Annotated in this window: 26 protein-coding genes; 4 read left to right on the plus strand and 22 right to left on the minus strand. The window is 62.9% G+C overall.

The annotated features are described in order from the left end of the window. Nucleotides 1-67: 67 nt before the first annotated feature. The 7 genes from bamB to ndk all read right to left on the minus strand — a co-directional run bounded on the left by bamB (nucleotide 68) and on the right by ndk (nucleotide 7904). On the minus strand, nucleotides 68-1213 hold the full coding sequence (gene bamB / locus DLM46_RS30780; RefSeq protein ID WP_115106922.1) for an outer membrane protein assembly factor BamB: 1146 nt from the start codon (nucleotides 1211-1213) through the stop codon (nucleotides 68-70). Nucleotides 1214-1288: 75 nt separating this feature from the next. After that, complete coding sequence (locus DLM46_RS30785; RefSeq protein ID WP_115106923.1) at nucleotides 1289-1918, minus strand: YfgM family protein; 630 nt, start codon at nucleotides 1916-1918, stop codon at nucleotides 1289-1291. A gap of 66 nt (nucleotides 1919-1984) precedes the next feature. Further along, complete coding sequence (gene hisS, locus DLM46_RS30790; protein ID WP_115106924.1) at nucleotides 1985-3325, minus strand: histidine--tRNA ligase; 1341 nt, start codon at nucleotides 3323-3325, stop codon at nucleotides 1985-1987. A gap of 20 nt (nucleotides 3326-3345) precedes the next feature. Beyond that, on the minus strand, nucleotides 3346-4677 hold the full coding sequence (gene ispG / locus DLM46_RS30795; protein ID WP_115106925.1) for a flavodoxin-dependent (E)-4-hydroxy-3-methylbut-2-enyl-diphosphate synthase: 1332 nt from the start codon (nucleotides 4675-4677) through the stop codon (nucleotides 3346-3348). Between the two features lie 85 nt (nucleotides 4678-4762). Beyond that, nucleotides 4763-5896, minus strand: a complete 1134-nt coding sequence (locus DLM46_RS30800) for a helix-turn-helix domain-containing protein (protein ID WP_115106926.1) — start codon at nucleotides 5894-5896, stop codon at nucleotides 4763-4765. A 220-nt stretch (nucleotides 5897-6116) separates the two neighbouring features. After that, complete coding sequence (gene rlmN / locus DLM46_RS30805; RefSeq protein ID WP_115106927.1) at nucleotides 6117-7268, minus strand: dual-specificity RNA methyltransferase RlmN; 1152 nt, start codon at nucleotides 7266-7268, stop codon at nucleotides 6117-6119. A gap of 210 nt (nucleotides 7269-7478) precedes the next feature. Beyond that, nucleotides 7479-7904 carry a nucleoside-diphosphate kinase gene (gene ndk, locus DLM46_RS30810; RefSeq protein WP_115106928.1) on the minus strand — a complete coding sequence of 142 codons (426 nt, stop codon included), beginning with the start codon at nucleotides 7902-7904 and terminating at the stop codon, nucleotides 7479-7481. A 275-nt stretch (nucleotides 7905-8179) separates the two neighbouring features. On the opposite strand from ndk, the gene DLM46_RS30815 reads away from it, so the two are divergent. Beyond that, nucleotides 8180-8878: a Bax inhibitor-1/YccA family protein gene (locus DLM46_RS30815; protein WP_115106929.1), complete on the plus strand. Its 699-nt coding sequence runs from the start codon at nucleotides 8180-8182 to the stop codon at nucleotides 8876-8878. A 143-nt stretch (nucleotides 8879-9021) separates the two neighbouring features. On the opposite strand, the gene DLM46_RS30820 is transcribed toward DLM46_RS30815, so the two are convergent. The 10 genes from DLM46_RS30820 to DLM46_RS30865 form a co-directional block, all read right to left on the minus strand. Next, nucleotides 9022-9795, minus strand: coding sequence for an MBL fold metallo-hydrolase (locus tag DLM46_RS30820; RefSeq protein ID WP_115106930.1), 774 nt, complete (start codon nucleotides 9793-9795; stop codon nucleotides 9022-9024). Between the two features lie 7 nt (nucleotides 9796-9802). Continuing rightward, entirely contained in the window at nucleotides 9803-10942 is a 1140-nt protein-coding gene (gene bamC / locus DLM46_RS30825) for an outer membrane protein assembly factor BamC (RefSeq protein WP_115106931.1), read from the minus strand. A 137-nt stretch (nucleotides 10943-11079) separates the two neighbouring features. Then, entirely contained in the window at nucleotides 11080-12018 is a 939-nt protein-coding gene (gene dapA, locus DLM46_RS30830) for a 4-hydroxy-tetrahydrodipicolinate synthase (protein ID WP_115106932.1), read from the minus strand. Nucleotides 12019-12061: 43 nt separating this feature from the next. Beyond that, nucleotides 12062-12673, minus strand: coding sequence for a class I SAM-dependent methyltransferase (locus tag DLM46_RS30835; protein ID WP_115107092.1), 612 nt, complete (start codon nucleotides 12671-12673; stop codon nucleotides 12062-12064). A 16-nt stretch (nucleotides 12674-12689) separates the two neighbouring features. Then, complete coding sequence (locus DLM46_RS30840) at nucleotides 12690-13892, minus strand: tryptophan--tRNA ligase (protein ID WP_115106933.1); 1203 nt, start codon at nucleotides 13890-13892, stop codon at nucleotides 12690-12692. 6 nt (nucleotides 13893-13898) lie between these two features. Next, nucleotides 13899-14561: a site-2 protease family protein gene (locus tag DLM46_RS30845; protein ID WP_115106934.1), complete on the minus strand. Its 663-nt coding sequence runs from the start codon at nucleotides 14559-14561 to the stop codon at nucleotides 13899-13901. 47 nt (nucleotides 14562-14608) lie between these two features. Then, nucleotides 14609-15244: an L-threonylcarbamoyladenylate synthase gene (locus tag DLM46_RS30850; protein ID WP_115106935.1), complete on the minus strand. Its 636-nt coding sequence runs from the start codon at nucleotides 15242-15244 to the stop codon at nucleotides 14609-14611. Between the two features lie 120 nt (nucleotides 15245-15364). After that, nucleotides 15365-16195, minus strand: a complete 831-nt coding sequence (locus tag DLM46_RS30855; RefSeq protein WP_115106936.1) for a 3',5'-nucleoside bisphosphate phosphatase — start codon at nucleotides 16193-16195, stop codon at nucleotides 15365-15367. Between the two features lie 117 nt (nucleotides 16196-16312). After that, the gene (locus tag DLM46_RS30860) at nucleotides 16313-17197 is read right to left on the minus strand and encodes an alpha/beta fold hydrolase (RefSeq protein ID WP_115106937.1); all 885 of its coding nucleotides are present in this window, start codon (nucleotides 17195-17197) and stop codon (nucleotides 16313-16315) included. 85 nt (nucleotides 17198-17282) lie between these two features. Further along, nucleotides 17283-18164, minus strand: coding sequence for a ferritin-like domain-containing protein (locus DLM46_RS30865; protein WP_115106938.1), 882 nt, complete (start codon nucleotides 18162-18164; stop codon nucleotides 17283-17285). Nucleotides 18165-18401: 237 nt separating this feature from the next. Between DLM46_RS30865 and DLM46_RS30870 the strand changes: the two genes are divergently transcribed. The 3 genes from DLM46_RS30870 (at nucleotide 18402) to DLM46_RS30880 (ending at nucleotide 20495) form a co-directional block, all read left to right on the plus strand. After that, complete coding sequence (locus DLM46_RS30870) at nucleotides 18402-18926, plus strand: gamma carbonic anhydrase family protein (protein ID WP_115106939.1); 525 nt, start codon at nucleotides 18402-18404, stop codon at nucleotides 18924-18926. A gap of 50 nt (nucleotides 18927-18976) precedes the next feature. Next, a complete protein-coding gene (gene hslO / locus DLM46_RS30875; protein WP_115106940.1) occupies nucleotides 18977-19927 on the plus strand; it encodes an Hsp33 family molecular chaperone HslO in 951 nt (316 codons plus the stop codon). Between the two features lie 184 nt (nucleotides 19928-20111). Next, complete coding sequence (locus DLM46_RS30880; RefSeq protein WP_115106941.1) at nucleotides 20112-20495, plus strand: hypothetical protein; 384 nt, start codon at nucleotides 20112-20114, stop codon at nucleotides 20493-20495. Nucleotides 20496-20622: 127 nt separating this feature from the next. On the opposite strand, the gene ftsB is transcribed toward DLM46_RS30880, so the two are convergent. From ftsB to DLM46_RS30905, 5 genes are all read right to left on the minus strand, one after another. Further along, nucleotides 20623-21054 carry a cell division protein FtsB gene (gene ftsB, locus DLM46_RS30885; protein ID WP_115106942.1) on the minus strand — a complete coding sequence of 144 codons (432 nt, stop codon included), beginning with the start codon at nucleotides 21052-21054 and terminating at the stop codon, nucleotides 20623-20625. Nucleotides 21055-21162: 108 nt separating this feature from the next. After that, a complete protein-coding gene (gene eno / locus DLM46_RS30890) occupies nucleotides 21163-22446 on the minus strand; it encodes a phosphopyruvate hydratase (RefSeq protein WP_115106943.1) in 1284 nt (427 codons plus the stop codon). A 222-nt stretch (nucleotides 22447-22668) separates the two neighbouring features. Beyond that, complete coding sequence (kdsA, locus tag DLM46_RS30895; RefSeq protein WP_115106944.1) at nucleotides 22669-23523, minus strand: 3-deoxy-8-phosphooctulonate synthase; 855 nt, start codon at nucleotides 23521-23523, stop codon at nucleotides 22669-22671. Beyond that, nucleotides 23520-25181 (minus strand): CTP synthase, encoded by a 1662-nt coding sequence (locus DLM46_RS30900; RefSeq protein ID WP_115107095.1) that lies wholly within the window; start codon nucleotides 25179-25181, stop codon nucleotides 23520-23522. Before DLM46_RS30900 ends, kdsA begins: the two co-directional genes overlap by 4 nt. 189 nt (nucleotides 25182-25370) lie before the next feature. After that, the gene (locus DLM46_RS30905) at nucleotides 25371-26174 is read right to left on the minus strand and encodes an alpha/beta fold hydrolase (protein WP_115106945.1); all 804 of its coding nucleotides are present in this window, start codon (nucleotides 26172-26174) and stop codon (nucleotides 25371-25373) included. Between the last annotated feature and the right edge of the window lie 121 nt (nucleotides 26175-26295).

Raw genomic sequence — 26295 nt, forward strand, 5'->3', positions numbered from 1 at the left:
ATTTTTCTCTAAAAACGCGCGCGGCCGGCGAAGCCGGCCCGCACGCTTAACTCCAATGCCCGTGAGATTATCGCGGGCGGTAGCCGTACAGATCGCCGTCGTGCGTCTGCACCACCAGCGTCTCGCCGGCGAGAACCGGCGCCGCGGTAATCGCGCTGCCGTCGGTCTTCACTCGAGCCACGAGCGTACCGTCGTCGCGCGACAGGAAATGCACGTAGCCCTGATAGTCGCCCAGCACCGCGGCGTGGCCCAGCAGGTACGGCACGCCGACCTCGCGGTTCTTCAGCTTGTCGTTCTTCCACAGCGGCGCACCGGTGTTGACGTCGAACGCCGACACCACCGACCAGTCGTCGCCCGCCACCACGGCGCGATCATCCTGCGCCAGACCACTCGTGCTCGAGAACGCTTTTTCCCATACCGCGCGGCCGGAGTTCGCATCGAAGCAGCCAATCTGGCCCTGGAAAGTCACGGCGCACGTTTGCGAACCGACCAGCGTGGGCGGACCCGTCACATCATTGATCCGCTCGACTTCAGTCACGCCCTTCGGGTACGACACCGGCGTTTGCCAGTAATTATCGCCGGTTTGCAGGTTGATCGCAGCGAACGCGCCACCCGGGAAACCGGCCAGCACCGCCGCGTCACCCGCGAACGTCATGCCCGACGACACGCGCAGATTCAGCGGCACCGCGCGGTTGCGATAGTTCCACTTCTGCTCTCCGGTTTGCGCATTGAACGCGACGATCTGACCGTCGACCGTGCGCACGACCACTAGACCGTTGCCGACCAGCGGCGGCGAAATGATTTCACCGGGCGCCTTCGCCGTCCACAGTTGCTTGCCGTCAGCGCCGAGCACGTAGACGTCGCCCTTCAGACCGCCGACCGCCGTCAGCGTGCCGTCGCTGCCGACGCCCGCCGAGAGGTCGTCGTGCAGCTTGACGCGCCAGATATCCTTGCCGGTCTGCGCATCGATCTTCGCGACCGAGCCGTTCGCGCCGGCCGCGTACACCGCATTGCCGACCGCGACCGGCGAGAACAGATAACGCCCGGCTTTGCCCACGCTCGTCTTCCAGGTCTGCTGCACGTCGAGCAAGGGTTTGAACTCGGTGAGCGGCGTCGGCACGCGGCGCTCGTCTTTCGTGGATGAGCAAGCCGCCATGGTGAGGACGGTCATCGCACAGACAACGGGCACAGCGTAACGTTTCAGCAGATTCATCGGTGGACGAAGCATTCAGGAAATTAATTAAAGGAGACCGGTTGGCCGTTGCACGCGGCGCGCCGCGTGCAACGATTAGCCGCCCAACGCGTCCAGCTTGAACTGAATCAACTGGCGCGCCGAGCTATCGTTTTTCGACAGCGAGTCGAGCGCGAGCTTGTAGGCAGCGCGTGCATCGTCACGCTTGCCTTGAGCGGCGAGCAGGTCACCGCGGCCGTTCGCCACAATGCCTTTGAACGCATCGGATTGCGGTTCGGCGAGTAGCGCGAGACCCTGGTCGTAGGCCTTCTCGTCGAGCAGCAAGGAAGCAAGGCGCAGTTTGGCGATCTGTTTGAATTCGTCGTCTTTCGCGTGATCGATGGTCCATTGCAACTGGGCCTTCGCGGCAGCTTCGTCGCCCGCGGCGTACAGCGCCTTCGCCGCGCCCAGCGCGGTCATCTGCGCATACGCGGTGCGGCTGAACTTGTCTTCCATGTCGGTGGCGACGCGCGCGATCTTCGCCTTGTCTCCCGATGCCACGGCTTGCTGCACCTGGTCATACAGCACCGCAGCTTCCGCCGCCTGACGCCGCTGCCAGAAATTCCAGCCGTTCCAGCCAGCTGCGGCCACCAGCACCACCAGCACGATCCATGTGGTTGCATTGCCCCACTGCGTCCACCATGCTTTCAGACTTTCAATCGATTCTTGTTCGTCGTGGTAACTCATCGCCCGGCGATTTCCTCTTTCTTGATACGTGTGCGTGTCGAGCCAATAGGCTCGACGACATCGCAATCAGTCGTCGCCGTCTTCGGCGGTTGCAACCATCGCATTGATTAGAAATTCGGTCAAGTCTTCGGCCGGCACGTTATGTTGCTCGTTTTTACCGTTGTTAGCATTTGTATCGCGCAGCGGTTTGACGCCGACCGTGCCGTTGGCAATCTCGTCTTCGCCGAGCACTACCGCGAATGCCGCCCCGCTTGCGTCGGCCCGTTTCATCTGCGATTTGAAGCTGGCGGCCTGACCGTCGCCGCTGCAATGCAGGATCACGTCGAGACCCGTATCGCGCAAACGCTCGGCGATGATGAAGGCTTGCTCGCGCGCCGCATCGCCCTGATGGACCACGTACACGTCGCAACCTTCGTCGTCCGGCACGAGCTTTTCTTCTTTCAGCAACTCGAGAATCCGCTCGATGCCCATGGCCCAGCCGCATGCGGCCGTCGGCTTGCCGCCGAGCTGTTCGATCAGCGGATCGTAACGGCCGCCGGCCGCGACGGTGCCTTGCGCGCCGAGCTTGTCCGTCACCCATTCGAACACGGTCAGATTGTAATAATCGAGACCGCGCACGAGACGCGGATTGATCGTGAACGGGATATTGTTCGCCTTCAGAATGCGCTGCAGACCCTCGAAGTGCGCGCGCGATTCCTCGCCGAGAAATTCGATCAGTTTCGGTGCGTTCTGCGCGACTTCCTGCAGCGCCGGATTCTTCGTATCCAGCACGCGCAGCGGATTCGTGTAGAGACGGCGCTTCGCGTCTTCGTCAAGCACGTTCATGTGCTTTTCGAGGTACGCGATCAACTCGACGCGATGCGCCGCGCGCTCTTCGGCGAGACCCAGCGAATTGATTTCGAGCTTGATGCCCATCAAGCCGAGGTCGTCCCACAAACGCTGGCACATCATGATGATTTCAGCGTCCGCGTCCGGGCCCGCAAAGCCCAATGCCTCCACGCCGACCTGATGGAATTGCCGGTAACGGCCGCGTTGGGGACGCTCGTGACGGAACATCGGGCCGATGTACCACAGGCGCTTCGGGCCGTCATACAGCATGTTGTGTTCAATCGCCGCGCGCACGACAGCCGCGGTATTTTCCGGGCGCATCGTCAGATTTTCTCCGTTCAACGCGTCGGTAAAGCTGTACATCTCTTTTTCCACGATATCGGTCACTTCGCCAATACCGCGCTTGAACAACTGCGTATGCTCGATGATCGGCGTACGAATGTTCTGGTATCCGTACGAACGCAGCATCGACTTGACGGTCGTTTCAAAAAATTCCCACAGCCCGGCTTCCTGCGGAAGGATGTCGTTCATGCCCTTCACGCCGGACAGCTTTTCGAGCTTTTTCTTCTGTTCAGTCATCTGTCTTGGATTGACGGTGTTTAGTTGAGTGCTTCGGCGCGGTCTGCTTCGGCGCGACCATAGCGGCGCTCGACGTAGTCACTCACGATTTGCTGGAATTCCTGCGCAATATTCTCGCCGCGCAGCGTCTTGACCTTCTCGCCGTCGATAAACACCGGCGCGGCCGGATTTTCACCTGAACCCGGCAAGCTGATGCCGATGTTCGCCTGCTTCGACTCACCCGGACCGTTGACGATGCAGCCCATCACCGCGACGTGCATCTTCTCGACGCCCGGATACTGATCGCGCCACACCGGCATCTGCGTGCGCAGATAAGTCTGGATTTGCGAAGCCAGCTCCTGGAACAGCGTGCTGGTGGTGCGGCCGCAACCCGGACACGCGATCACCATCGGCGTGAACGAACGCAGACCCATGGTCTGCAGGATTTCCTGCCCGACGATCACCTCACCGGTGCGCGGCGCGCCCGGTTCCGGCGTCAGCGAGATTCGGATCGTGTCGCCGATGCCTTGCTGCAGCAACACGGACAGCGCCGCCGTCGACGCGACAATGCCCTTCGAGCCCATACCCGCTTCGGTCAGCCCCAGATGCAGCGCGAATTCGCAACGGCGCGCCAGTTCGCGATACACCGCGATCAGATCCTGCACCCCGCTGACCTTGCACGACAGGATGATCTTGTTGCGAGCCAAACCGAGTTCGACAGCGCGTTCCGCGGAGCCAATCGCCGACTGTATCAGCGCTTCGTACATGACGCTCTGCGCTTCCCACGGCGTGGAACGCGCGGCGTTTTCGTCCATCATTTTCGCGAGCAGGTCCTGATCGAGGCTGCCCCAGTTCACGCCGATCCGCACCGGCTTGTCGTACTTCACTGCGGCTTCGATCATCTGCGCGAACTGCGTGTCGCGCTTCGCGCCATGGCCGACGTTGCCCGGATTGATCCGGTACTTCGACAGCGACTCCGCACACGCAGGGTAATCGCGCAGCAGCAGATGGCCGTTGTAGTGAAAATCGCCGACCAGCGGCACCGACACGCCCATGCGGTCGAGCTGCTCACGCACGGCTGGGACGGCCGCGGCCGCTTCCGGCGTGTTGACCGTGATACGCACCAGCTCCGAGCCGGCCTGCGCCAAGTCCTTGATCTGGATCGCAGTGCCGATCGCATCCGCGGTATCCGTATTGGTCATCGACTGGACGCGCACCGGCGCATCGCCGCCGATCGTGACGAGCTGGCCGCCCCAACGGACGTCGACCGCATGCGACTTGCGCCGCGCCGCGTGCCCGCCGAACACCGGTTCGTTTGAAACAATCTTGCTACTGGATTGGGATTGAGCTTCGGATTGCATCGAAAAACCCATTTACGCCGCATGCGCCACATCAAAGCCGTGGCGCCTGAATTGAAAAAGCGCCGCAGCCGGCTGGCCGCGACGCATACCGTATCTATCAAGGCAGCGCGAAGCGTGCCACGTTCCCCTTGGCTGCCGAATATTTCGACGGATCGACCGGCTGGCCATCGAGCGTCAGCGACTCGAGACCGGCCTTGTTGCCGATCGTGATCTTAAACGGGGCCGCGCCTGTCACTTCCTTCGTATCGCCCGCGTGAACGAGGCCGGAGAATACCTCCTTGCCGTCCTTGCCACGCACGCTGAACCAGCTGTCTTGGGTCACGCTCAGCGCGACGATCGCCTCGCCTGCGGTTACCGCTTCCACGGCAGATGCGCCGACTGCGGCACCCGCGGCGGGCGCACTCGCGCCTTGCGCGCCGGCGACCTGAACCTGCGAGCCGGCCTTCGGCGCGGCCGCGGTTGCCGCGGTCGGCGCCGTCACCGGCGGAGCGGAAGCCGGCGCCGCACCGGTCGGCAGCGGCGCGGGCATCGGTGTAGCCGACCCCGCGTTATCCGCTGCAGCTTGCGTTTCCGGCGCGGAGGCGGCTTCGGACGCAGCTTCAGCCACCGCCTCGGAGCCCGCCGCCGGCCCTTGTGCCACCGCGCCCGATGCTCCGGTCGCGCTGCCAGCCGCGCCGTTCGCGCTCGCCTTCAAACGCGCGAGCCACGCCGATGAATCACCGCCATTGGTATGCCACATACCGAGCGCGATCACCGCGACGATGACCGCTGCAACACCCCACAACCACGAACGACTTTTTTGTCCGCTGCCGCCGAGCGACAACGACACCCGACCGCGCGGCAAGTCCTTGCCCGACGACGCCGGCATCGAAAGATCAGGCGCGGGCACGCCCTTCTCGCGACGCAGCGCCTGAGTAAACGGCGTGGGATCAGCGCCGAGCATCTTCGCGTAGCTGCGCACCACGCCGAGCGCGAACGTCGTATCCGGCAGCTGGCTGATGTCGCCCGACTCGAGCGCACGCAATTTGACCGCGGACACTTTCAGGCGCGCCGATACGTCGTCGATCGTCCAGCCTTTCGATTCGCGCAATTGCGTCAAGCGCACGCCCACTGCCGCCAACGATTCCAGCCCGGGTTGCCCAACAGGCTGCACCACCGCCCGAGCGACCGGCGCCGGATGGTCTGCGTTCGTGTCTGCCTCGTGCGGCTGCGGGTGCTGCGGCTCACTCATCCCAAATCCTTTCGCGTCGATTCTTTTTTCACTTGTGCAACCGGGCTGGGCGAACTGCCCCAAGTCCGAATCGCAGACCGTTTATAACAAAATGTGCGGCCTTGTGCGCCGCTTCCGATCGCTTCTGCAAACTTTCTTTTCAATCGCCAGCGGCGCAGAGGGCTTTTGCATGTTCGCGGAACTTTCCGCCGAACAACTGGACCCTGCACGCCTCGTGCGATTACACGGCGCGAACCTCGATTATCTTCGCTGCCTTCCCGGTGCGTTCAGCAAGGCGCGTGCGGTCCTTCACCGCACCGGCCAGCTGACCGCAGGCAGCATCGATATCATCGCCGCGTGTTTTGCGCACCGTGGTGACGACGCCAGCGTCCATCAGCACTTGTGCAAACCGTTTGATCTGTTCCGGCTTCGAGCGGATGAGACCCGATTCGGGGAACGGATTGAACGGAATCAGGTTGAATTTGCACGGTACGTCGCGCGTGACGGCCAGCAATTCGCGCGCTTGCGCTTCGCTGTCGTTCACGCCGTCGAGCATGCAATATTCGAACGTAATGAAATCGCGCGGCGCGACTTTAAGATAGCGCTGGCAAGCCGCCATCAATTCGCGCAGCGGGTACTTCTTGTTCAGCGGCACCAGCATGTCGCGAAGCGGGTCGCTGGGCGCATGAAGCGATACCGCGAGCGCCACCGGGAGATCGGCCCCGAGCCGGTCCATCATCGGCACCACGCCCGAGGTGGACAACGTGACGCGCCGGCGCGACAGGCCGTACGCGTTGTCGTCGAGCATCAGGCGCATGGCGGGCACCACCGCGTCGTAATTCAGCAGCGGCTCGCCCATGCCCATCATCACGACGTTCGTGACGACGCGCTCGCCCTTGCCTTCGCCACCCGTAGCGCGGCCGCCGGCCGCGCCAAGCGACGCGCGCAGCGCAAACTCGGCCATGCGCAACTGGCCGATTATTTCGCCGGTGGTGAGATTGCGGGAGAAACCCTGTTTGCCGGTCGAACAGAAGCGGCAGTTGACCGCGCATCCGGCTTGCGACGACACGCACAGCGTGCCGCGCGTTTCTTCGGGGATGAAGACGGTTTCGACCGCGTTGCTGTTACCGACGTCGATCAGCCACTTGCGTGTGCCGTCGGTAGAAATATGGTCGCTGACGATGCCGGGCATCGAGATCGTCGCGCGCCCCTTGAGCTTTTCGCGCAAGGACTTCGCCAGATCGGTCATGCCGTCGAAGTCGGCAGCGTTGTACTGGTGAATCCAGCGCTGCAATTGTTTGGCGCGAAACGGCTTCTCGCCCAGGCTGTCGCAGTAAGCGACAAGCCCTTGGGCGTCGAGGTCGAGAAGGTTGACGGAGGGACTGCTCGTCATATCGAATCCTGCCATTTCAGTGCGAGACTGCGTTCATGCAACAAGCTGCATGAACGCAATGCCGTTCGCGCCCATTCCTGCTGCTTTACCTTACTACTTTGCCAGGCGATTCGTGCGATTAATCAAATCGGCTGCACAAATCGCGCGAAGCATCAACCAGGCGTTGACCAGACCCCTTAAGCAGGCCTCAAAACAGGCATCAACCGGCTATTAACGCGAGTAGACATTCACTTGCGGGAAGAAGAATGCGACTTCGACAGCAGCCGTTTCAGCTGCGTCCGAACCGTGCACCGCATTGGCGTCGATGCTGTCGGCGAAATCGGCACGGATCGTGCCCTTTTCCGCTTTCTTCGGGTCCGTTGCACCCATCAGGTCGCGGTGCTTCAGGATCGCGTTTTCGCCTTCCAGCACTTGCACGACCACCGGGCCCGAGATCATGAATTCGACCAGGTCCTTAAAGAACGGACGTGCAGCGTGCACGGCGTAGAACTTCTCTGCGTCGCCGCGCGACAGGTGAACCATGCGCGAAGCAATGATCTTCAGACCAGCGTTTTCGAAGCGGCTGTAGATCTGACCGATCACGTTCTTTGCCACTGCGTCCGGCTTGATAATCGACAGGGTGCGTTCGATCGCCATAAAAACTCCAAAAAATTAAGAGGTTACAGATTTAAATGAATCCGCTATTGTAGCATGTTCCCGTGTATGATTGCGATTGAACCCTTACAGCGCTGAAAGACTCCAAGCAGACCTGTCTGAATGCTGGTAGCGTAGGCCGTGTGGACATTTTCGGGACATTGAAACTCCCCGCCTTCGCATCAATCTTAGGGATGGACACACTGCGACTGGCGGCCCAAATCCCGTCCGGCGCAGCACAACCACGATGCAACACGCTTCTGACGTAAGGAGAGACCATGAACGAACATCCGTATAGCTTTGGCCGCACTGGCTCGGTCAGCACGGTCGAAACGCGCAACCGCGTACTACGGAACACCTATTGGCTGCTCGCGCTGTCCATGATTCCGACAGTGCTCGGCGCGTGGGTTGGCGTAGCAACGGGTTTCTCGCTGTTCGCCGCCACCAGTCCCGCCATGAGCATGCTGGCATTCTTCGCGATCGCCTTCGGCTTCATGTTCGCCATCCAGAAAACCAAAGACAGCGCAGCGGGCGTCTTCGTACTGCTCGGCTTCACGTTCTTCATGGGCCTGATGCTGTCGCGCATCCTGAGCTTCGTGCTTGGTTTTTCTAACGGCCCGTCGCTGATCATGCTCGCCTTTGGTGGCACTGGCGTGATCTTCGCGTCGATGGCAACGATCGCCACGGTCAGCAAGCGCGACTTCTCTGGCCTCAGCAAGTGGCTGTTCATGGGCGTGATCGTGCTGCTGCTGGCATCGGTCGCCAACGTGTTTCTCCATCTGCCGGCCCTGATGCTGACGGTCTCGGTGATGGCGATCGCGATCTTCTCGGCCTACATGCTATTTGACGTGCAGCGGGTGGTGAACGGCGGCGAAACGAATTACATCACCGCCACGCTCGCGATCTATCTGGATCTGTACAACGTGTTCGTCAACCTGCTTGCGCTGCTCGGCATCTTCGGCGGCAACCGCAACTAAGGCCTGACCTCGAGGCGTGGCGCGGGAAGCACCCGCCTCAAAAAACGCCCATGACGATTGCTCGTCATGGGCGTTTTTCTTTGCGCGGCGTCGCATCAGACATTACTCAAGGCATCGCCAGCCCCATCCGATTGATTCAAGGCTCACAGACTCAGCCAGGCAAAGCCGTCATCCTGCGAAGCCACTACCACTTCGGTCGGCGCCGCACCCAGCACACCCGCCATCGCGGCTTGCGCCAGCTCCGGCAAGTTGTTCTGCTGACTTAGATGCGCAGCGACCAGATGGCGCAAGTGTGAACGGTCGAGCGAAGCCAGAATTTCAGCCGCCGCGTCGTTGTTCAGATGCCCATGATTGCCGCCGATGCGCGCCTTCAGCGACTGCGGATAGCGACTGCCCGCCAGCATCCGCACGTCGTGATTGCATTCGAGCACTAGCGCGTCGCAACCGCTCAGTACGGCACTGATGTGCGGCGTCGAGGTACCGACGTCGGTCAGCACGCCGAGCCGGCTTGCACCATTGGAGAGCACGTATTGCAGCGGCTCGCGAGCGTCGTGAGGAACGGTGTAAGGCAGGATGCTGAGGTCGCCGATCGCCACCGCTTCGTCGCCCCACAGCACCTGCAGGTCGACATCGGCCTCGTCCGCGCCCACCGCGCGGGCGGTGCCCCAGCTCATATACAGCGGAATCGACCACTTGCGCGCCAGCGTTAGCGCGCTGCCAATGTGGTCGCTGTGTTCATGCGTAATCAGAATGGCATCGAGGCCTTCGACGCCAGTGCCGAGCCGCGTCAAGCGCCGCTCGACTTCCTTGGCCGAAAAGCCGCAGTCGAGCAGCACACGCGTCGTGGTCGCGCCGCTTTGCGCCTCCACAAGCAGCGCATTGCCTTCACTGCCGCTGCCGAGACTGGCGAACCGCACGTCCCGCTTAGTTCAGTTGCGCGTGCAGCAGCGACACGATGCGCTGCGCGTCGGACGAGTTATCCACCTGCCCGTTCGCGTCCAGTACCGCAACCTGCGTTACCGTGTCGCCCTTCGAGCGGACGTTGACGAGGAATTCCTGAGCCGGTTTCTTCGACGAATTGCCGCTGTAGAACAGCTTGCCCAAGATCCCTTCCTTCTTCAGTTCCTGCATCGAATCCGCGTAGCGCACGTAGTAGATGCCCTTTGCGCGATCGCGGTTGTCCACGGTGAAGTTGGTGCGATCGAGTGCGAGACCCACGCGCAGCCATGCGCGGTCGAACGATTCCTGCAGGTCGAGCGTCGATGCGCCCGCGCTCTGGTCGATCGTGGCCGGTGCGGAAGCCGAGCGTGCATCGGTCAACAACTGCTTCGATTGGGCTTCGGTCAGGCCGAACTTCTGCATCAGCTTGGTGAGGAACAGTGCTTCGAGCGCCGGATCGCGCGGACGCTCTTCCCAACGCGACGACGTCTTGTCCTGGCCCGTCAGCATTTCTTCCATCGCGCTATGCGTGATCGAAATGTCGGTGGTAGCGGACGGCCCGCGCGACACCAACGTGCGGAAGCTGTCGCGGGTGCCCGACGAGTACGCGAAGTCGATCACCTTGCCGACGGTGCGGCGGAACCAGTCGTCCGGAATATTGGCGCGGTTTTCAGCCCAGTCGGTCGTCATGATGCCGGTGGCCGGCGCATCCGTTTTCAGCGCAAAGCCGTTTTCCTGCCAGAACTCCTGCAGTTGCGACCACAGTTGTTCCGGCGAGCGCCCGTCGACCACCAGCCAGCGGCGATCGCCGTCGCGTTCGATGTGCATGCCGAGCGGGTCTTGCGCAGTCGGCTGGCCTTCGGTGGTGTTGCCGGCTGCCGTCACCGCACGTTGCGTCGCGCCACCCAGTGCGAGGTTGGCAGGTGGAGCAACGTAGCGCTGATCGGTCGGCGTGGTGCTCAGATCGCCCGGAACGGCCAGCGGCGGCGCGCTGCCCGCGCCCTTGTAGTTGACGCGGTCGGAAGCAAACCAGTCGTTCAGCGTGTCACAGCCGGCGAGCGTCGTGAGGGCAAGCGCCAGCGCCGCCATGCGGGTTGCGTGGAGGGAAAGTGCGGAACGTTTCATGAGGTCCTTCGTGATGCTGGAACGCGGTGCCTGGTTCAGTGTGCCGGGAACGTGGGCTGGATCGACGTCGGTTAAGGGAGTGCCGGTGGGCAGTCTTTCTCGGATTGGCGCTGGCGGGGCTGCGGCTCTGAGTCCGCTTAGCCCAACAGGCCCGCTTCGCGCAGCGCGGCGCGCACCACTTCGTGGTACTGCGCGTCGAGCGGCGTGAGCGGCAGGCGGATCCCGCCCTGCACACGACCGAGTTGCTGCAACGCCCATTTCGCCGGAATCGGGTTCGATTCGATGAACAGGTTCTTATGCAGCGACAGGAGTTTCAGGTGAATCTCACGCGCGGTCCTGGCGTCCGCGGCGAGCGCCGCCTTGCACAGCTCGCTCATGGCGCGCGGCGCGACGTTCGCGGTGACCGAAATGTTGCCGTGGCCGCCGAGCAGCATCAGCGCGATCGCGGTCGGATCGTCGCCGCTGTAGATGCCGAAATGCGCGGGCGCCGACTTGATCAGATGCGCAGCGCGGTCGATGTTGCCGGTGGCTTCCTTCACGCCGATGATGCCCGGCACCTGCGCGCAACGCAGAATGGTTTCGTTGCTCATGTCCGCGACGGTGCGGCCCGGCACGTTGTACAGAATCACCGGCAGATCGACGGTTTCGGCGATCTTCGCGAAGTGGCGATAGATGCCTTCCTGAGTCGGCTTGTTGTAGTACGGCACGACCTGCAGCGTGGCGTCCGCACCGACCTCTTTGGCCTGCTTCGTGAGTTCGATCGCTTCGGTGGTGGAGTTGCCGCCCGAGCCCGCGATCACCGGAATCCGGCCCGCCGTGTGCTCGACCGCGGTCTTGACCATCAGCACGTGTTCTTCGACCGACAACGTGGCCGATTCGCCGCTCGTGCCGACCACGACCAGCGCGTTCGTGCCCTCTGCGATGTGCCAGTCGATCAGTTTGCGAAACGCCGGCAGATCGAGGCTGCCGTCTTCAAGCATCGGGGTGATGATGGCAGGAATGCTGCCGCGAATCTGAACGCCGCCAGTGCTGCCGTGATTGCCGCTTTGAGTGCCGGTTTGGTTGCCGTTAGTCATGAAACGCCATGAATTTGATCAGGTAAACCGCGATTGTAGCGGATTAGCCAGCCAACTCGTAACAAGGCGGGGGTGTCGCCTCTGTAAGGCTGTCTGAGCGTTCCGCCCCCAGAACTGCACAGATCCGCTGGACGTAAGCCGGGCGTGGCTGCGCGAGGAAACCGTCCTGAAAAGCGACCACGCGAAGGTGGCCGCGCACCACGTCGAGCAGCTCGCCGGGTGCGAGCAAAAACGCCGGATTAGACGGTTTGCCGACCCTTTCGTTGCCTTGCGCAAAGGTCTCGTAAACCAGTACGCCGCCCGGCGCGAGCGAGCGTAAAAGCTGTGGGAAAAGTGGCCGATGCAGGTAGTTCGTGACCACGACCGCGGCGAATTTCGCGCTGTCGGGCAACGGCCACGCGGCGCCTTCGATATCCGCCGCGAGCGTGGTAATGAGCGGCTCGTCGCGCATCGTGTCGAGCGCAGCCGCATCGCGGTCGAGAGCGGTCACCGGATGACCCAGCGACGCGAAAAACCGCGCGTGCCGCCCCGCTCCGGACGCGACGTCGAGCACCGCGCCGCCCGCCGCGACCAGATGCGCCCAATGGCACACCCAGCGCGACGGTTCGCCGATTCCGTGCGATGCAGTGTGCGGCGCGGCGACGCGAGTGCTCATCACGCTGGCGTGCACATCAGCTATACGACAGGCCCATCGCCTCGCGCACGTCGCGCATCGTTTCCGTGGCGAACTTGCGGGCTTTGTCGCAGCCGTCGGCGACGATCGCGCGCAACAGCGACGGATCGTCCATGTACTTCTGCGCGCGCTCGAGCATCGGCTGCTGTTCGCGCAGGATACCTTCGATCACCGGCTGCTTGCACTCGAGGCAACCGATCCCAGCCGAGCGGCAGCCCTTCTGCACCCATTCGTGCGTGGCTTCGTCCGTGTAGACCTGATGCAGCTGCCACACCGGACACTTGTCCGGATCGCCCGGGTCGGTGCGGCGCACGCGCGCGGGGTCGGTCGGCATGGTGCGGACCTTCTTCGTGATCGTTTCCGCGTCTTCGCGCAGGCCGATCGTATTGCCGTACGACTTCGACATCTTCTGGCCATCGAGACCCGGCATGCGCGACGCCTCCGTCAGCATGGCCTGCGGCTCGACCAGAATGATCTTGCGCGAACCTTCGAGGTAGCCGAACAGGCGCTCACGATCGTTCATCGACAGGCTTTGCGACTCCTGCAGCATCGCTCGCGCCTGTTCGAGCGCTTCGTCATCGCCTTCCTGCTGATAGGCGTTGCGCAGCTCGTGATAGAGCTTGGCGCGCTTGCCGCCGAGCTTCTTCGCCGCTTCATTGGCCTTTTCTTCGAAGCCCGGCTCGCGGCCGTACAAATAGTTGAAACGGCGCGCGATTTCACGCGTCATTTCGACGTGCGGCACCTGATCCTCGCCGACCGGCACGAGCGAGCCGCGATACAGCAGAATGTCCGCCGCCATCAACACGGGATAGCCGAGGAAGCCGTAAGTGGACAGATCCTTGTCCTTCAGCTTCTCCATCTGCTCCTTGTAGGTCGGCACGCGTTCGAGCCAGCCGAGCGGCGTGCTCATGCCGAGCAGCAACGCCAGTTCAGCATGCTCGGGCACCTTGCTCTGGATGAACAGCGTAGCCTGCGCCGGATCGATGCCGGAGGCGAGCCAGTCGATCAGCACATCCCAGACGTTCTTTTCGATCACTTCGGGCGTTTCATAGTGCGTCGTCAGCGCGTGCCAATCGACCACGCAGAAGAAACACGGGTATTCGGACTGCAGCCGCACCCAGTTTTTCAGCACGCCGTGGTAGTGGCCGAGGTGCAGCGACCCGGTGGGCCGCATGCCGGAGAAGATACGGTCTGGGAACATGATTATTTAGAAAAGCGAAACAAGTGGGGTCAGAATTGCGGTGATCGCAGCGTAGCCGAGCGTAACGAGCGGGCTCAGCCAATAACGCGTGAGCGTGCCCGTCATCACCAGCGCCATCACGATGAAAAATCCGTACGGCTCGAGGCGCGACAGCGCGATCGATTGACGCGGCGGCAACAGCGCCATCAGCACGCGGCCGCCGTCCAGCGGCGGCAAAGGAAACAGGTTGAGCACGCCGAGCACGAGGTTCACGCCGACGCCGGCCGCGGCCATGCGCGTGAAGAACGGTTCGTCGACGCTCAGCACAGCAAGCGCGACGCCGAACAGACCCCACACCAGCGCCTGCACGAAATTGCACAGCGGGCCGGCCGCCGCGACCCACAGACTGCCCCAGCGCGGATTACGCAGATTGCCGAAGGCGACCGGTACGGGCTTCGCGTAACCGAACATGAACGCGCCGCTGGTCGCGAAGTACAGGAGCAAGGGAATCGCTATCGTGCCAAGCGGATCGATATGCCGCATCGGATTGAGGGAGACGCGGCCAAGCACGTACGCGGTATTGTCGCCGAGCCAGCGCGCCACGTAGCCATGCGCGGCTTCATGCAGCGTGATCGCGAAAATCACCGGCAACGCGTATACCGCAATGGTCTGTATCAGGGAAGAATCCATAACTCGTTATTGTAACAACGCGATGGCGTGCGTCAGTCCGCTTTCGCTTAAGCCGTCTCTTCGAGACCGAACGGCGCGAGAGAGCCGCGCCCTGCCCGCACCAGCACTGGTTCGGGGCCGGTCAGATCGATCACGGTGGATGGCTCGCACACGCACGCGCCGCCGTCGATCACCAGATCGAGCTGCTTTTCCAGGCGTGCGCGGATTTCTTCCGGGTCATTCAGCGGCCGGGTTTCGCCCGGCATGACCAGTGTCGAGCCGAGCAGCGGCTGGCCGAGTTCTTCGAGAATCGCGAGCGTGATCGCGTGATCCGGCACCCGCAGCCCGATCGTCTTGCGCGACGGATGCGACAGGCGCCGCGGCACTTCCTTGGTGGCCTGCAGCACGAACACATAAGGCCCGGGCGTCACCGATCTGATCAGCCGGAACTGGCGGTTATCCACCATCGCGAAGTTCGCCAGCTCCGACAGGTCGCGCACCAGCAGCGACAGTAATTGCTTCTCGTCGAGACCGCGAATCCGCCGCAGACGCTCGACCGCGTCCTTGTCGTCGAGATGACAGGCGAGCGCGTAGCTCGAATCGGTCGGCAACGCGACGACGCCGCCGTCGTTGATGATCTGCGCGGCCTGCTTGACGAGGCGCGGCTGCGGATTGTCCGGGTGAAGCCGAAAGTATTGGGACATGATGACTAGCTGACTCACGATCGCTACAGCGGGTCGCTACAGCGCGGAAATGGACGGGGGGCGCACACGCCCGGGATGACGGCTGCTTCACGTGACGTGCCGCCGTGGCACGGCGCGCGGTCACAGCCAGCGTTCCCAGACGGGCTTGAGGTCGGAGGGCAGCGGCGGCAGCGAGCCGAGTTCGACGCGGCCCTCGCCGGGCGCGTGAAAATCCGAACCGCGCGAGGCCTCGAAGCCGAACCGGCGCGCCACATCCGCGTATTCGCGATATTGATCCGGCGTGTGGCTGCCCGTCACCACTTCGATCGCCTTGCCGCCCAGATCGATGAATTCGGCGAAAAACGCATCGAATTCGACCGGCGTGTACGCATAACGGCCCGGATGCGCGACGATCGCCTCGCCGCCTGCCGTCCGGATCCAGCCGACCGCGTCAGCCAGTTTGGCCCAGCGATGCGGCACGTAGCCGGGCTTGCCGTCGCCGAGATAGCGGGTGAACACGTCTTGCGTGGAGCTCGCGTACCCGCTTTCGACCATGAAGCGCGCGAAGTGCGTGCGCGAAATCATGTCCGGGTTGGAGACGTACTTCAGCGCGCCCTCGTAGGCATCCGGAATACCGAGCGTGGCGAGCTGCTCGCCGATCGCTTCCGCACGCGCGGCGCGGCCGTTGCGCGTGCGCGCGAGGCCGTCGATCAACGTCGCATTGGTTGGATCGATGCCGAGGCCGACGATGTGCACCGTGCGCGAAGCCCACGTCACCGAAATCTCCACGCCGCTCAGATAGCCCATGCCGAGCCCTTCGGCCGTGCAGCGCGCCTCGTGCTGGCCGCCGAGTTCGTCGTGGTCGGTCAAGGCCCACAGCGTCACGCCGCCCGCGTGCGCGCGGCGCGCGACATCGGCCGGCGCGAACTGGCCGTCGGAGACGGTGGAGTGGCAGTGGAGGTCAGCGTTCATCAGTGTCTTGAAAAGGTTCTGCGGCCATTTTACTGCAACGCAGTAAGCGGCCGCAGAGCTATCTCTCGTAGCCGACCCGATTCGCTGAAGTTTTTGCAGAAGGTTTTTGTAAAGAAGTTACGCGCAAAATCCCTCGATCAGGGCGGCGATCTGCTCCGGCTGGTCGTGGTGCACCATGTGCCCCGCTTCGTCGATGATTTTCTCGCGCCAGTTCGGAAACGCCTGAAAGCGCGCCTTGAATTCGTCGAGCGCGATTTCGCCGGCGATGTGCGCGAGCGTCGGCGAGTTGGCCGCCTCGACGTGCAGCACCTTCGCGCTCACTTTGCGCCACACGGCCATCACTTCGTCGAGCCGGTACAGCATCGGCCCGCGCAGCTTGTGCGCCGGATCGGCGAGCAGCATGAAGCGCCCTTCTCCGTCCGGCTTGGACCAATGCTGGGCAAGGAACTGCGCGCGCTGCGGCGCGAGCCGCGGATTGGTCTTGATCAGCCGGCCGGCGACCTCGTCGAGCGACGCGTAGCGCTTCAGTTGCGGCGGATCGCGCAATTCGTCGAGCCAGTTGCGCAGGCGCCTGGGCGCTTGCGCCGAGTGCGACGGCGCGAGACCGAAGCCCTCCAGGTCGACCACGCGCCGCACCCGCTCCGGCCGCACGCCCGCATACAGGCAGACGATGTTCGCGCCCATGCTGTGGCCGACCAGATTGACTTCGCCGGTCGGCGCGTAGTGATCGAGCAGCGCGTCGAGATCGCCGAGGTAGTCCGGAATCCAGTAGTTGCCGCCGCCGCGCTCGGCAACCGGCCAGTCGGACAGGCCAAAACCGCGCATATCAGGCGCGATCACCTGCCAGTCGCCGCCCAAAGCATCGACGACGAACTGGAACGACGCCGCCACGTCCATCCAGCCGTGCAGCATGAACAGCTTCGGCGCATCCGGATTGCCCCAGCGCCGCACGTGCAAACGGATGCCGCGCACGGCGACGAACTCAGACTGGCAGATATTCATGAGCGACGCGCCCGAAAAAAGAATGGTCGTTCTATTATAACGAGATAGCCGGACGCCGCGCCTGGATCATATCTGGAAGAACGCTTCAGTCCGCGCCGGACTGCACCCGATCCAGACCCGCCAGTGTGACCAGTTCGGCGAGTTCGGCTTCGTCGAAACCAGCGTCGCGGCGAGCTTCGAAATTGAACGGACCGCGTAATTTCGGTGCGTGATACTGCTCGGCAAGGCGCGCGTAGGTGAAGTGCGGATCGAGGCCGGCCTGCTCGCACAGATAGCGGAACCAGCGATTGCCGATCAGCACGTGGCCGATTTCATCGCGCAGGATCACGTCGAGAATCGCCGCCGACGCCTGGTCGCCGGCCTGTTGCAGGCGGGCGCGGATCGGCGGCGAGGCGTCGAGGCCGCGCGCTTCCAGCGTGCGCGGCACCAGCGCCATGCGCGCGAGCACGTCGCCGCGGGTGCGTTCGCACATGTCCCAGAGACCGTCGTGCGCCGGGAAGTCGCCGTAGGCGTGGCCGAATTGCGCGAGTCGCGCGACCAGCAGCGAGAAATGATGCGCCTCTTCGGCCGCCACTTTGAGCCAGTCGACATAAAACGCGGCGGGCATGCCGGCAAAGCGCCAGACGGCGTCCAGCGCAAGGTTGATTGCGTTGAATTCGATGTGCGCGAGCGCGTGCAGCAAGACGGCCCGACCTTGCGGCGATTGCATGCTGCGCCGCCCGAGCTTGCGCGGTTCGACCAGTTCGGGCCGCACAGGACGGCCCGGCAGGCCGGAAGGTTCGTCGAGCCGGAGGTCTTCGGCGCATGCGAGGCTGCCGTCGAGCACGGCTGCATATAGAGCGCGAGCCGCTGCGGCCTTGCTCGCCGGGTCGATTTCGCGCAACGCGGCGAGCGCTCCGGTACGCGCGCAATTCGACAGGGACGAAGCAAAGGAAGCGGACGGAACAGACGGAGCAGCGGAAATCATGGCAACGAGATCGGCAATTGGAACGGCAAAGCGTGCGGTAAAGGGCAAGGCAGCGCGTCGGACAGGCCGGCGGCAACGCCGAGCGGCCCAACCACACAAGCGTTTACAATACTCGATTCGACTATCGCTCGCGCCCATTGTGCTGGCCCGGCCGCACGCCAACCGGTCCCGATCGGACGTTTCCGGCAGCCTCCTGCGCCAGCCGGCCCGCGCCGCGATCGCCCAACAGGAGACACCGTGACAATCTACAAGCTTGGCGAAGCAGCGCCGACCATTCATGAAAGCGTGTTCGTCGCGGATTCGGCGAACATCATCGGCAACGTGACGCTCGAGGAAAATTCGAGCGTCTGGTTCGGCGCGACGATTCGCGGCGACAACGAGCCGATCACCATCGGCGCCGGCAGCAACGTGCAGGAAAACGCCGTGCTGCACACCGATCCCGGCTTCCCGCTGACAGTCGAGCCGAACGTGACGATCGGCCACCAGGTCATGCTGCACGGCTGCACCATCAAGGAAGGCTCGCTGATCGGAATTCAGGCGGTGGTCTTGAATGGTGCGGTAATCGGCCGCAACTGTCTGGTCGGAGCGGGCGCCATCGTCACGGAAGGCAAAGTGTTTCCCGACAATTCGCTGATTCTCGGCGCGCCCGCCAAAGTCGTGCGCGAACTGACCGAGACGGACATCGCCAACATGCAGCGCGGCACGGTGAGCTACGCCGAACGCCGCGACTATTTCAAGGCGCAGCTCGTGCGCATCGGCTAACCAGCCGTAGCGCGCGGCATCAGGCTGCGCCATTCGATCGAGGAAAAGTTGTGAACGACCAGTTGCAAAAATTCATGTTCAGCGCGGCGCCGGTGCGCGGCGAGATCGTTTCGCTGCGCAATACCTGGCAGGAAGTGCTGACGCGCCGCGATTACCCGGCGCCGGTGCGCACGATTCTCGGCGAGATGATGGCGGCTTGCGCGCTATTGTCGGCGAATCTCAAGTTCGACGGCACGCTCATCATGCAGATCTTCGGCGACGGCCCGGCCAAAATGCTGGTGGTGCAATGCAGCTCAGACCTGTCGATGCGCGCCACCGCCAAGCTGTCCGGCGAAGGCGGCACTACGATCGGCGACGATGCCACCATGATCGAACTGATGAACGCGAGCGGTCACGGCCGCTGCGTGATCACGCTCGATCCGCGCGACAAGAAGCCCGGCCAGCAGCCCTATCAAAGTATCGTGCCGCTGTCGGGCGAGAATGGGCCGCTCAAATCGATGGCCGAAGTGCTCGAACACTACATGCACCACTCGGAGCAGCTCGACACGCGTTTGTGGCTCGCGGCGAACACCGAGCGCGCAGTCGGCATGCTGCTGCAAAAACTGCCCGGCGACGGCGGCATCGTCCCGCATCCGGGCGATCTGGACGCGGATACGTGGGAGCGCGTCTGCACGCTCGGCGGCACGCTGTCGCAAGACGAACTGCTGAAGGAAGAGCCCGAAACGGTGTTCCGGCGCCTTTTCTGGCAGGAAAACGTCCAGCATTTCGAACCGGCCACGGCGCGCTTCGAATGCACGTGCTCGCGTGAAAAAGTCGGCGCCATGCTGAAGATGCTGGGCCGCGACGAAGTGGATGGCGTGGTCGAAGAACGCGGCCACGTCGAGATCCATTGCGAATACTGTAACCAGCGTTATGAATTCGACCCGGTCGACGTGGCGCAACTTTTTGTCGCCAAGGCGCTCTCAGAAGGAGTGACGCCGGCTGCCGAGCAGCGGCATTGACCCGGCGGCGATACGCGGCTGGGTGGCGTCGGCCTGCGATACCCGTATTACGGCAGTAAGATACCGCGCCGCCCGCTGCCTTTTCAGGGGCCGGGCGGCGCGGTATCTTTGATCATTGCGTCGGATCATTGGCGGTGCGCACTGCACACGTTTTGCTTAGGCGTCCGACCGATGGAGATCGAAAATGAACATCCCTATTTCGTTGATGTCTGACCTGAAGCATTACGCGCGCACGTTAGCCATGCTGTCCTTCATCGCGGGCAGCACTGCGCTGACTGGCTGCATGATGGACCCGCCGGGCCCGTCGCCGATTTACAGCCGCCTGCCGGCCGATCAGTCGGGCATGGCCCGCCCGCTGACACCTGAAGAGCGCCAGCGCTACGAAGCAATCGATCGGCAGGTGCTGGCCGAACAGAATCAGGCGATTGCCGCCGAGAATGCCGCGCAGGCGTGGTCGCGTTATTACGCGCCGCCCGTCAGCATGTACGGCAGTTATTACGGCGGCGGCTGGGGACGCGGCTGGGGCACCGGTGTCGGCGTCAGTTATGGACCGTACTGGGGCTGGTAGCGCGAAGCGCGCACCGAAGGGGAGACGGAGAGGCACGCCGGCATGACAGTCCGGAAACAACAAAGGCGCGGTTTTCACCGCGCCTTTGTTGTTTCCGGCGCCCTGAACCCGATTGACGTGACGAGGCTTAGTGCGTCGCTTTCTTCTCTTTCGCCACCTTACCGCCGTGCTTACGATCCGGCTTCGCACGCGACTCCGGATTCGGTACCACGTGAAGCGGCGCGGCCGACATCTCGCCACGCGTCGAGGTAGTAACCGAAGGCGTATTCGAAGTGGGCAACGGTGCGTTCGGCGACACGAATTGCACGAACACTTCGCTGTCCTTCACCATGCCCATTTCGTAGCGCGCACGCTCTTCGACAGCTGCCGTGCCGTTCTGCAAATCCTGCACCTCACCCTGGATGCGCTCGTTGCGCAGCTTTTCATCGGCGTTCTTCTGTTGTTGCTGCGCCAGCTGCTGCTGCAACTCGTGCACGCGTAACCAGCCGCCGTGCCCCCACCAAAGTGGGTACTGGATCAGCGCCAGCAGAACGATCAGGACAGCAGTGACAAGCCGCATGAAGTAAGCACAATAAATACACGCCGCCCTGCGCTATACGCAGGGCGGCGTGGTCAATCAGAAACGAAGGTGAACCGGCTCATCGGTCAGCGCTAGCAATCACGCCGATTAGCGCAGATTGTAGAACGCCGACTTGCCCGGGTAGCTGGCGATATCGCCGAGGTCTTCTTCGATACGCAGCAACTGGTTGTACTTCGAGATGCGATCCGACCGCGACAGCGAACCCGTCTTGATCTGGCCGGCGTTCAGGCCGACCGCGATATCCGCGATCGTCGAATCTTCGGTTTCGCCCGAGCGGTGCGAGATCACGGCCGTGTAGCCGGCGCGCTTGGCCATTTCGATCGCAGCGAAGGTTTCCGTCAACGTGCCGATCTGGTTGATCTTGATCAGGATCGAGTTGGCGATGCCCTTCTCGATGCCTTCCTTCAGGATGCGCGTGTTGGTGACGAACAGGTCGTCGCCCACCAGTTGCACCTTCTTGCCGAGCTTGTCGGTCAGTATCTTCCAGCCTGCCCAGTCGCTCTCGTGCATGCCGTCTTCGATCGACACGATCGGGAACTTGTCGGCCAGGTTCGCGAGGTAGTCCGCGAATTCCGTCGACGACAGTTGCAGGCCTTCGCCGGCCAGCTGGTACTTGCCATCGTGATAGAACTCGCTCGCTGCGCAGTCGAGCGCAAGCAGCACGTCTTCACCGGCGCGGTAGCCGGCTTTCTCGATAGCTTGCAGGATGGTCGACAGGCATTCGTCGTTGCTGCCGAAGTTCGGTGCGAAGCCGCCTTCATCGCCGACTGCCGTGCTCATGCCGCGGTCCGACAGGATCTTCTTCAGCGCGTGGAACACTTCGGCGCCGCAGCGCAGTGCTTCGCGGAAGGTAGGCTGGCTCACCGGCACGATCATGAATTCCTGGATGTCCAGGCTGTTGTTCGCGTGCGCGCCGCCGTTGACGATGTTCATCATCGGCACCGGCAGTTGCATTGCGCCCGAGCCGCCGAAGTAGCGGTACAGCGGCAGGCCGGCTTCTTCAGCGGCAGCCTTGGCGACGGCCATCGAAACTGCCAGCATCGCGTTCGCGCCGAGGCGCGATTTGTTGTCCGTGCCGTCGAGTTCCAGCAGGGTCTTGTCGAGGAAAGCTTGCTCGGAAGCGTCGAGGCCCATGATCGCTTCGGAGATTTCGGTGTTGATGTGCTCGACGGCCTTCAGCACGCCCTTGCCGCCATAACGGCCGGTTTCGCCGTCGCGCAACTCGATCGCCTCGCGCGAACCCGTGGATGCGCCCGACGGCACCGCGGCGCGGCCCATCGTGCCCGACTCGAGCAGCACGTCGCATTCGACGGTGGGGTTGCCTCGCGAATCGAGAATCTCTCGACCGATGATATCTACGATAGCACTCATGGTTTCCTCAAGAAATGACGTTGAATTCTTTACTGTGACACTGCACCGGACACATGCTGGTCTCCCCAGCAGACAACTTTCGCGCCGAGGCGTTCGACGACCATTGCGCGCATTCGCCGCGTGCTGTCGACTGTGCCGATTATGGGAGCCAATCGCGGCTCGGCCAATCGTGGCCCGGCCAATCGTGGCCCGGCCAATCGTGACACGCTGCGAACGCCTGAATCAGTTGAAATCGCTTTCGAGGAACGGCGCGCGCTTGACGGCCTGATCGAGCGTGACCAACGTTTCGAGCAGATCGGCCATGCGATGCAAAGGCACTGCGTTCGGGCCGTCCGATTTCGCTTCCGCAGGCTTCGGATGGGTCTCCATGAAGAGACCCGCCACGCCCGTTGCCACGGCCGCGCGCGCCAGCACCGGCACGAATTCACGCTGACCGCCCGAGCTCGTGCCCTGCCCGCCCGGCAACTGCACCGAGTGGGTCGCGTCGAACACGACCGGCGCGTTGGTTTCGCGCATGATCGCAAGCGACCGCATGTCCGACACGAGATTGTTATACCCGAACGACACGCCGCGTTCGCACGCCATGAAGCGGTCTTCCGACAGGCCCGCTTCACGCGCGGCATCACGCGCCTTGTCGATGACGTTCTTCATGTCGTGCGGTGCGAGAAACTGGCCTTTCTTGATGTTGACCGGTTTGCCCGAACGCGCGCAAGCATGGATGAAGTCGGTTTGACGGCACAGGAACGCCGGCGTTTGCAGCACGTCGACCACCGACGCAACCTGCTCGATCTCGTGCTCCGAGTGAACATCGGTCAGTACCGGCAGACCGAGCTGACGCTTCACTTCCGACAGGATGCGCAAACCTTCGTCCATGCCCAGACCGCGGAACGACTTGCCGCTGCTGCGATTGGCCTTGTCATACGACGATTTGTAGATGAACGGAATGTTCAGCTTCGCGCAGATTTCCTTCAGGCGGCCTGCCGTGTCGATCGTCATCTGTTCAGACTCGACGACACAGGTGCCTGCGATCAGAAAAAACGGCTTGTCGAGCCCGATTTCAAAATCGCCCAGTTTCATGCTTTCTCCTCGACGCGCGACTGCTGATGCACGAGCGCCGCTTCGACGAACGACTTGAACAGCGGATGGCCATCACGCGGTGTGGACGTGAATTCCGGGTGGAACTGCACGCCGACGAACCACGGGTGCATGCTGCGCGGCAATTCCATCATCTCCGGCAGATCTTCACTCGGGGTACGGGCGCTGATGATAAGGCCGCCGGCTTCGAGCTGGGGCACGAAGCGGTTATTGACTTCATAACGGTGACGGTGGCGCTCGTTCACGTCCTTGCCATAGATCTCTTCGGCCATCGTGCCGGGCTTGATCGGGCAACGTTGCGAACCGAGGCGCATCGTGCCGCCCAGATCCGATTCTTCAGTGCGCTTCTCGACACGGCCTTCACGGTCGTACCACTCGGTGATCAGCGCGACCACGCGGTTTTCGGTTTCCTGATCGAACTCGGTGCTGTTCGCGTCCTTCAGGCCGACCACGTCGCGGGCGAATTCGATCACGGCCAACTGCATGCCGAGGCAGATGCCGAGGTACGGCACGTTCGCCTCACGTGCATAGCGGATCGCGGCGATCTTGCCTTCGGTGCCGCGACGGCCGAAACCGCCCGGCACGAGCACCGCGTCCAGATGCTTGAGGCTCTCGACGCCTTGCGTCTCGACTTCTTCCGAATCGATGTATTCGATGTTCACGCGGGTCGACGTATGCATCGACGCATGACGCAGCGCTTCGATCAGCGACTTGTACGACTCGGTCAGATCGACATACTTGCCGACCATGCCGATCGTCACTTCGTGCTTCGGGTTCTGCAGCTTCTCGACGAGCTCCGACCACATCGACAGATCGGCGGGCTTCGGCGTGAGCTTGAGCTCTTCACAGATAATCGCGTCCAGACCCTGGTCGTGCAGCATCTGCGGAATCTTGTAGATGCTGTCGGCGTCCCACACGGAAATCACCGCGTCCTCCGGCACGTTCGAGAACATCGAGATCTTCGCGCGCTCGTCGTCCGGAATGCGGCGGTCGGCGCGGCACAGCAGCACGTGCGGCGAGATACCGATTTCACGCAGCTTCTGCACGCTGTGCTGGGTAGGCTTGGTCTTGAGTTCGCCCGCGGTGGCAACCCACGGCACCAGCGTGAGGTGCACGAAGCACGCGCTGTTGCGGCCCATGCGCAGGCTCATCTGACGCGCGGCCTCGAGGAACGGCAGCGATTCGATGTCGCCCACCGTGCCGCCTACTTCGACGATCGCGACGTCCGGCTCGCCGCACGTCGCGGAAGCCGCGCCGCGTTCGACGAACGCCTGGATTTCATTCGTGATGTGCGGGATGACCTGCACCGTCTTGCCGAGATAATCGCCGCGGCGTTCCTTGCGGATCACCGATTCGTAGATCTGGCCCGTGGTGAAGTTATTGGCCTTGCGCATCTTCGTGCTGATGAAGCGCTCATAGTGGCCGAGGTCGAGGTCGGTTTCCGCTCCGTCTTCCGTCACGAACACTTCGCCGTGTTGAAACGGGCTCATCGTGCCGGGGTCGACGTTGATGTAGGGATCGAGTTTGAGGAGGGTGACTTTAAGACCGCGCGATTCGAGGATCGCGGCGAGGGAAGCGGCGGCAATACCCTTGCCGAGGGAAGATACTACGCCGCCGGTGACGAAAACATATTTGGTCATCGCTGGATGCTCGCGGGAAAAACGGATTATACCGTAAAGCAGGGCCTCGACCCAGCAAATTCCGAGCGGCATCCGCACGAATGCATGCCGCGGCGGCGGCAGTCGCCGCGAGCCGGTCACGCACCGTTTTCTTGCGCCGACGGATGACGCGCGCCGCCGCTCGCTGCCATGACTAGCTCAAGCACGAACTCAAGCGCGCCGCTCCAGTTCGCGCAACATCCGCTGCACCGCGCGCGCGGTTTCGAGCGGCTTCTCCATCGGATACAGATGACTGCCTTCGATCCATTCCACGTGACCGCCGGTCGCACGTCGGGTCGCATCGAGTCCGGCCTGGCGGATTTCCTTCGAATGCGTGCCGGCGATGAAACCGACCGGCACCGGCGCGCCGCGAGCGAGGCGCGAGCCGAGCGTATGCGGCAAGGTCCTGTAGATCTGGTATTCGGTGCGCCGGTCGAAGGCCAGCGAACGCGAGCCGTCGGGCGAGGATTGTGGAATGCCGAAGTCGATGTAGTCGGACAGCATCCGTTCGTCCCAGCGCGCGAACGCCGGCTTCGAATGAAAATGTCTCCACGCCTCGTCGCGGCTGGCCCAGTGGGTGCGGCGCGTACGCGTGGCCGCCGCCGGCGAGAGCCGCTCGTCGAGCCCGGTCCATTGGGACACGCGCAACATGCTGCTGCGCCAGCCGGCGATCACCGGCGAATCCAGCATCACCACACCCCTCACCCATTGCGGCTTTTTCAGCGCGGCCATCAACGATAGATATCCACCGAGCGAATGGCCGACCAGCCACACCGGCTGCTCGTAAGAACGGCCGACATCGTCGAGCAGCTGCTCGACCAGATGCGGCCAGTCCTGGGTAACCGGATACCGCGCGTCATGACCGATACGCTCGATAGAGCGAAGCTCGTAGTCGTCCGCGAGTTCGGCGAAGATGGTCCGGTACGTCGATGCAGGAAAACCGTTCGCGTGCGAGAAGTGGATGATGTTTTTCAACTGCGGCGATCTCCGTTCTAATTTGCGCGCAGGCCGCGGGCCCTGCGGCGCGTTGCTGCTTCTTGTTACTGCTTCTTATCTGTCTTTTGTCTGTCCGCCCGGCGACGCGGGACGTCCCTCG

Origin of the sequence: Paraburkholderia lacunae (assembly GCF_003353175.1) — a bacterium.
Taxonomy (GTDB): Bacteria; Pseudomonadota; Gammaproteobacteria; order Burkholderiales; family Burkholderiaceae; genus Paraburkholderia; species Paraburkholderia lacunae.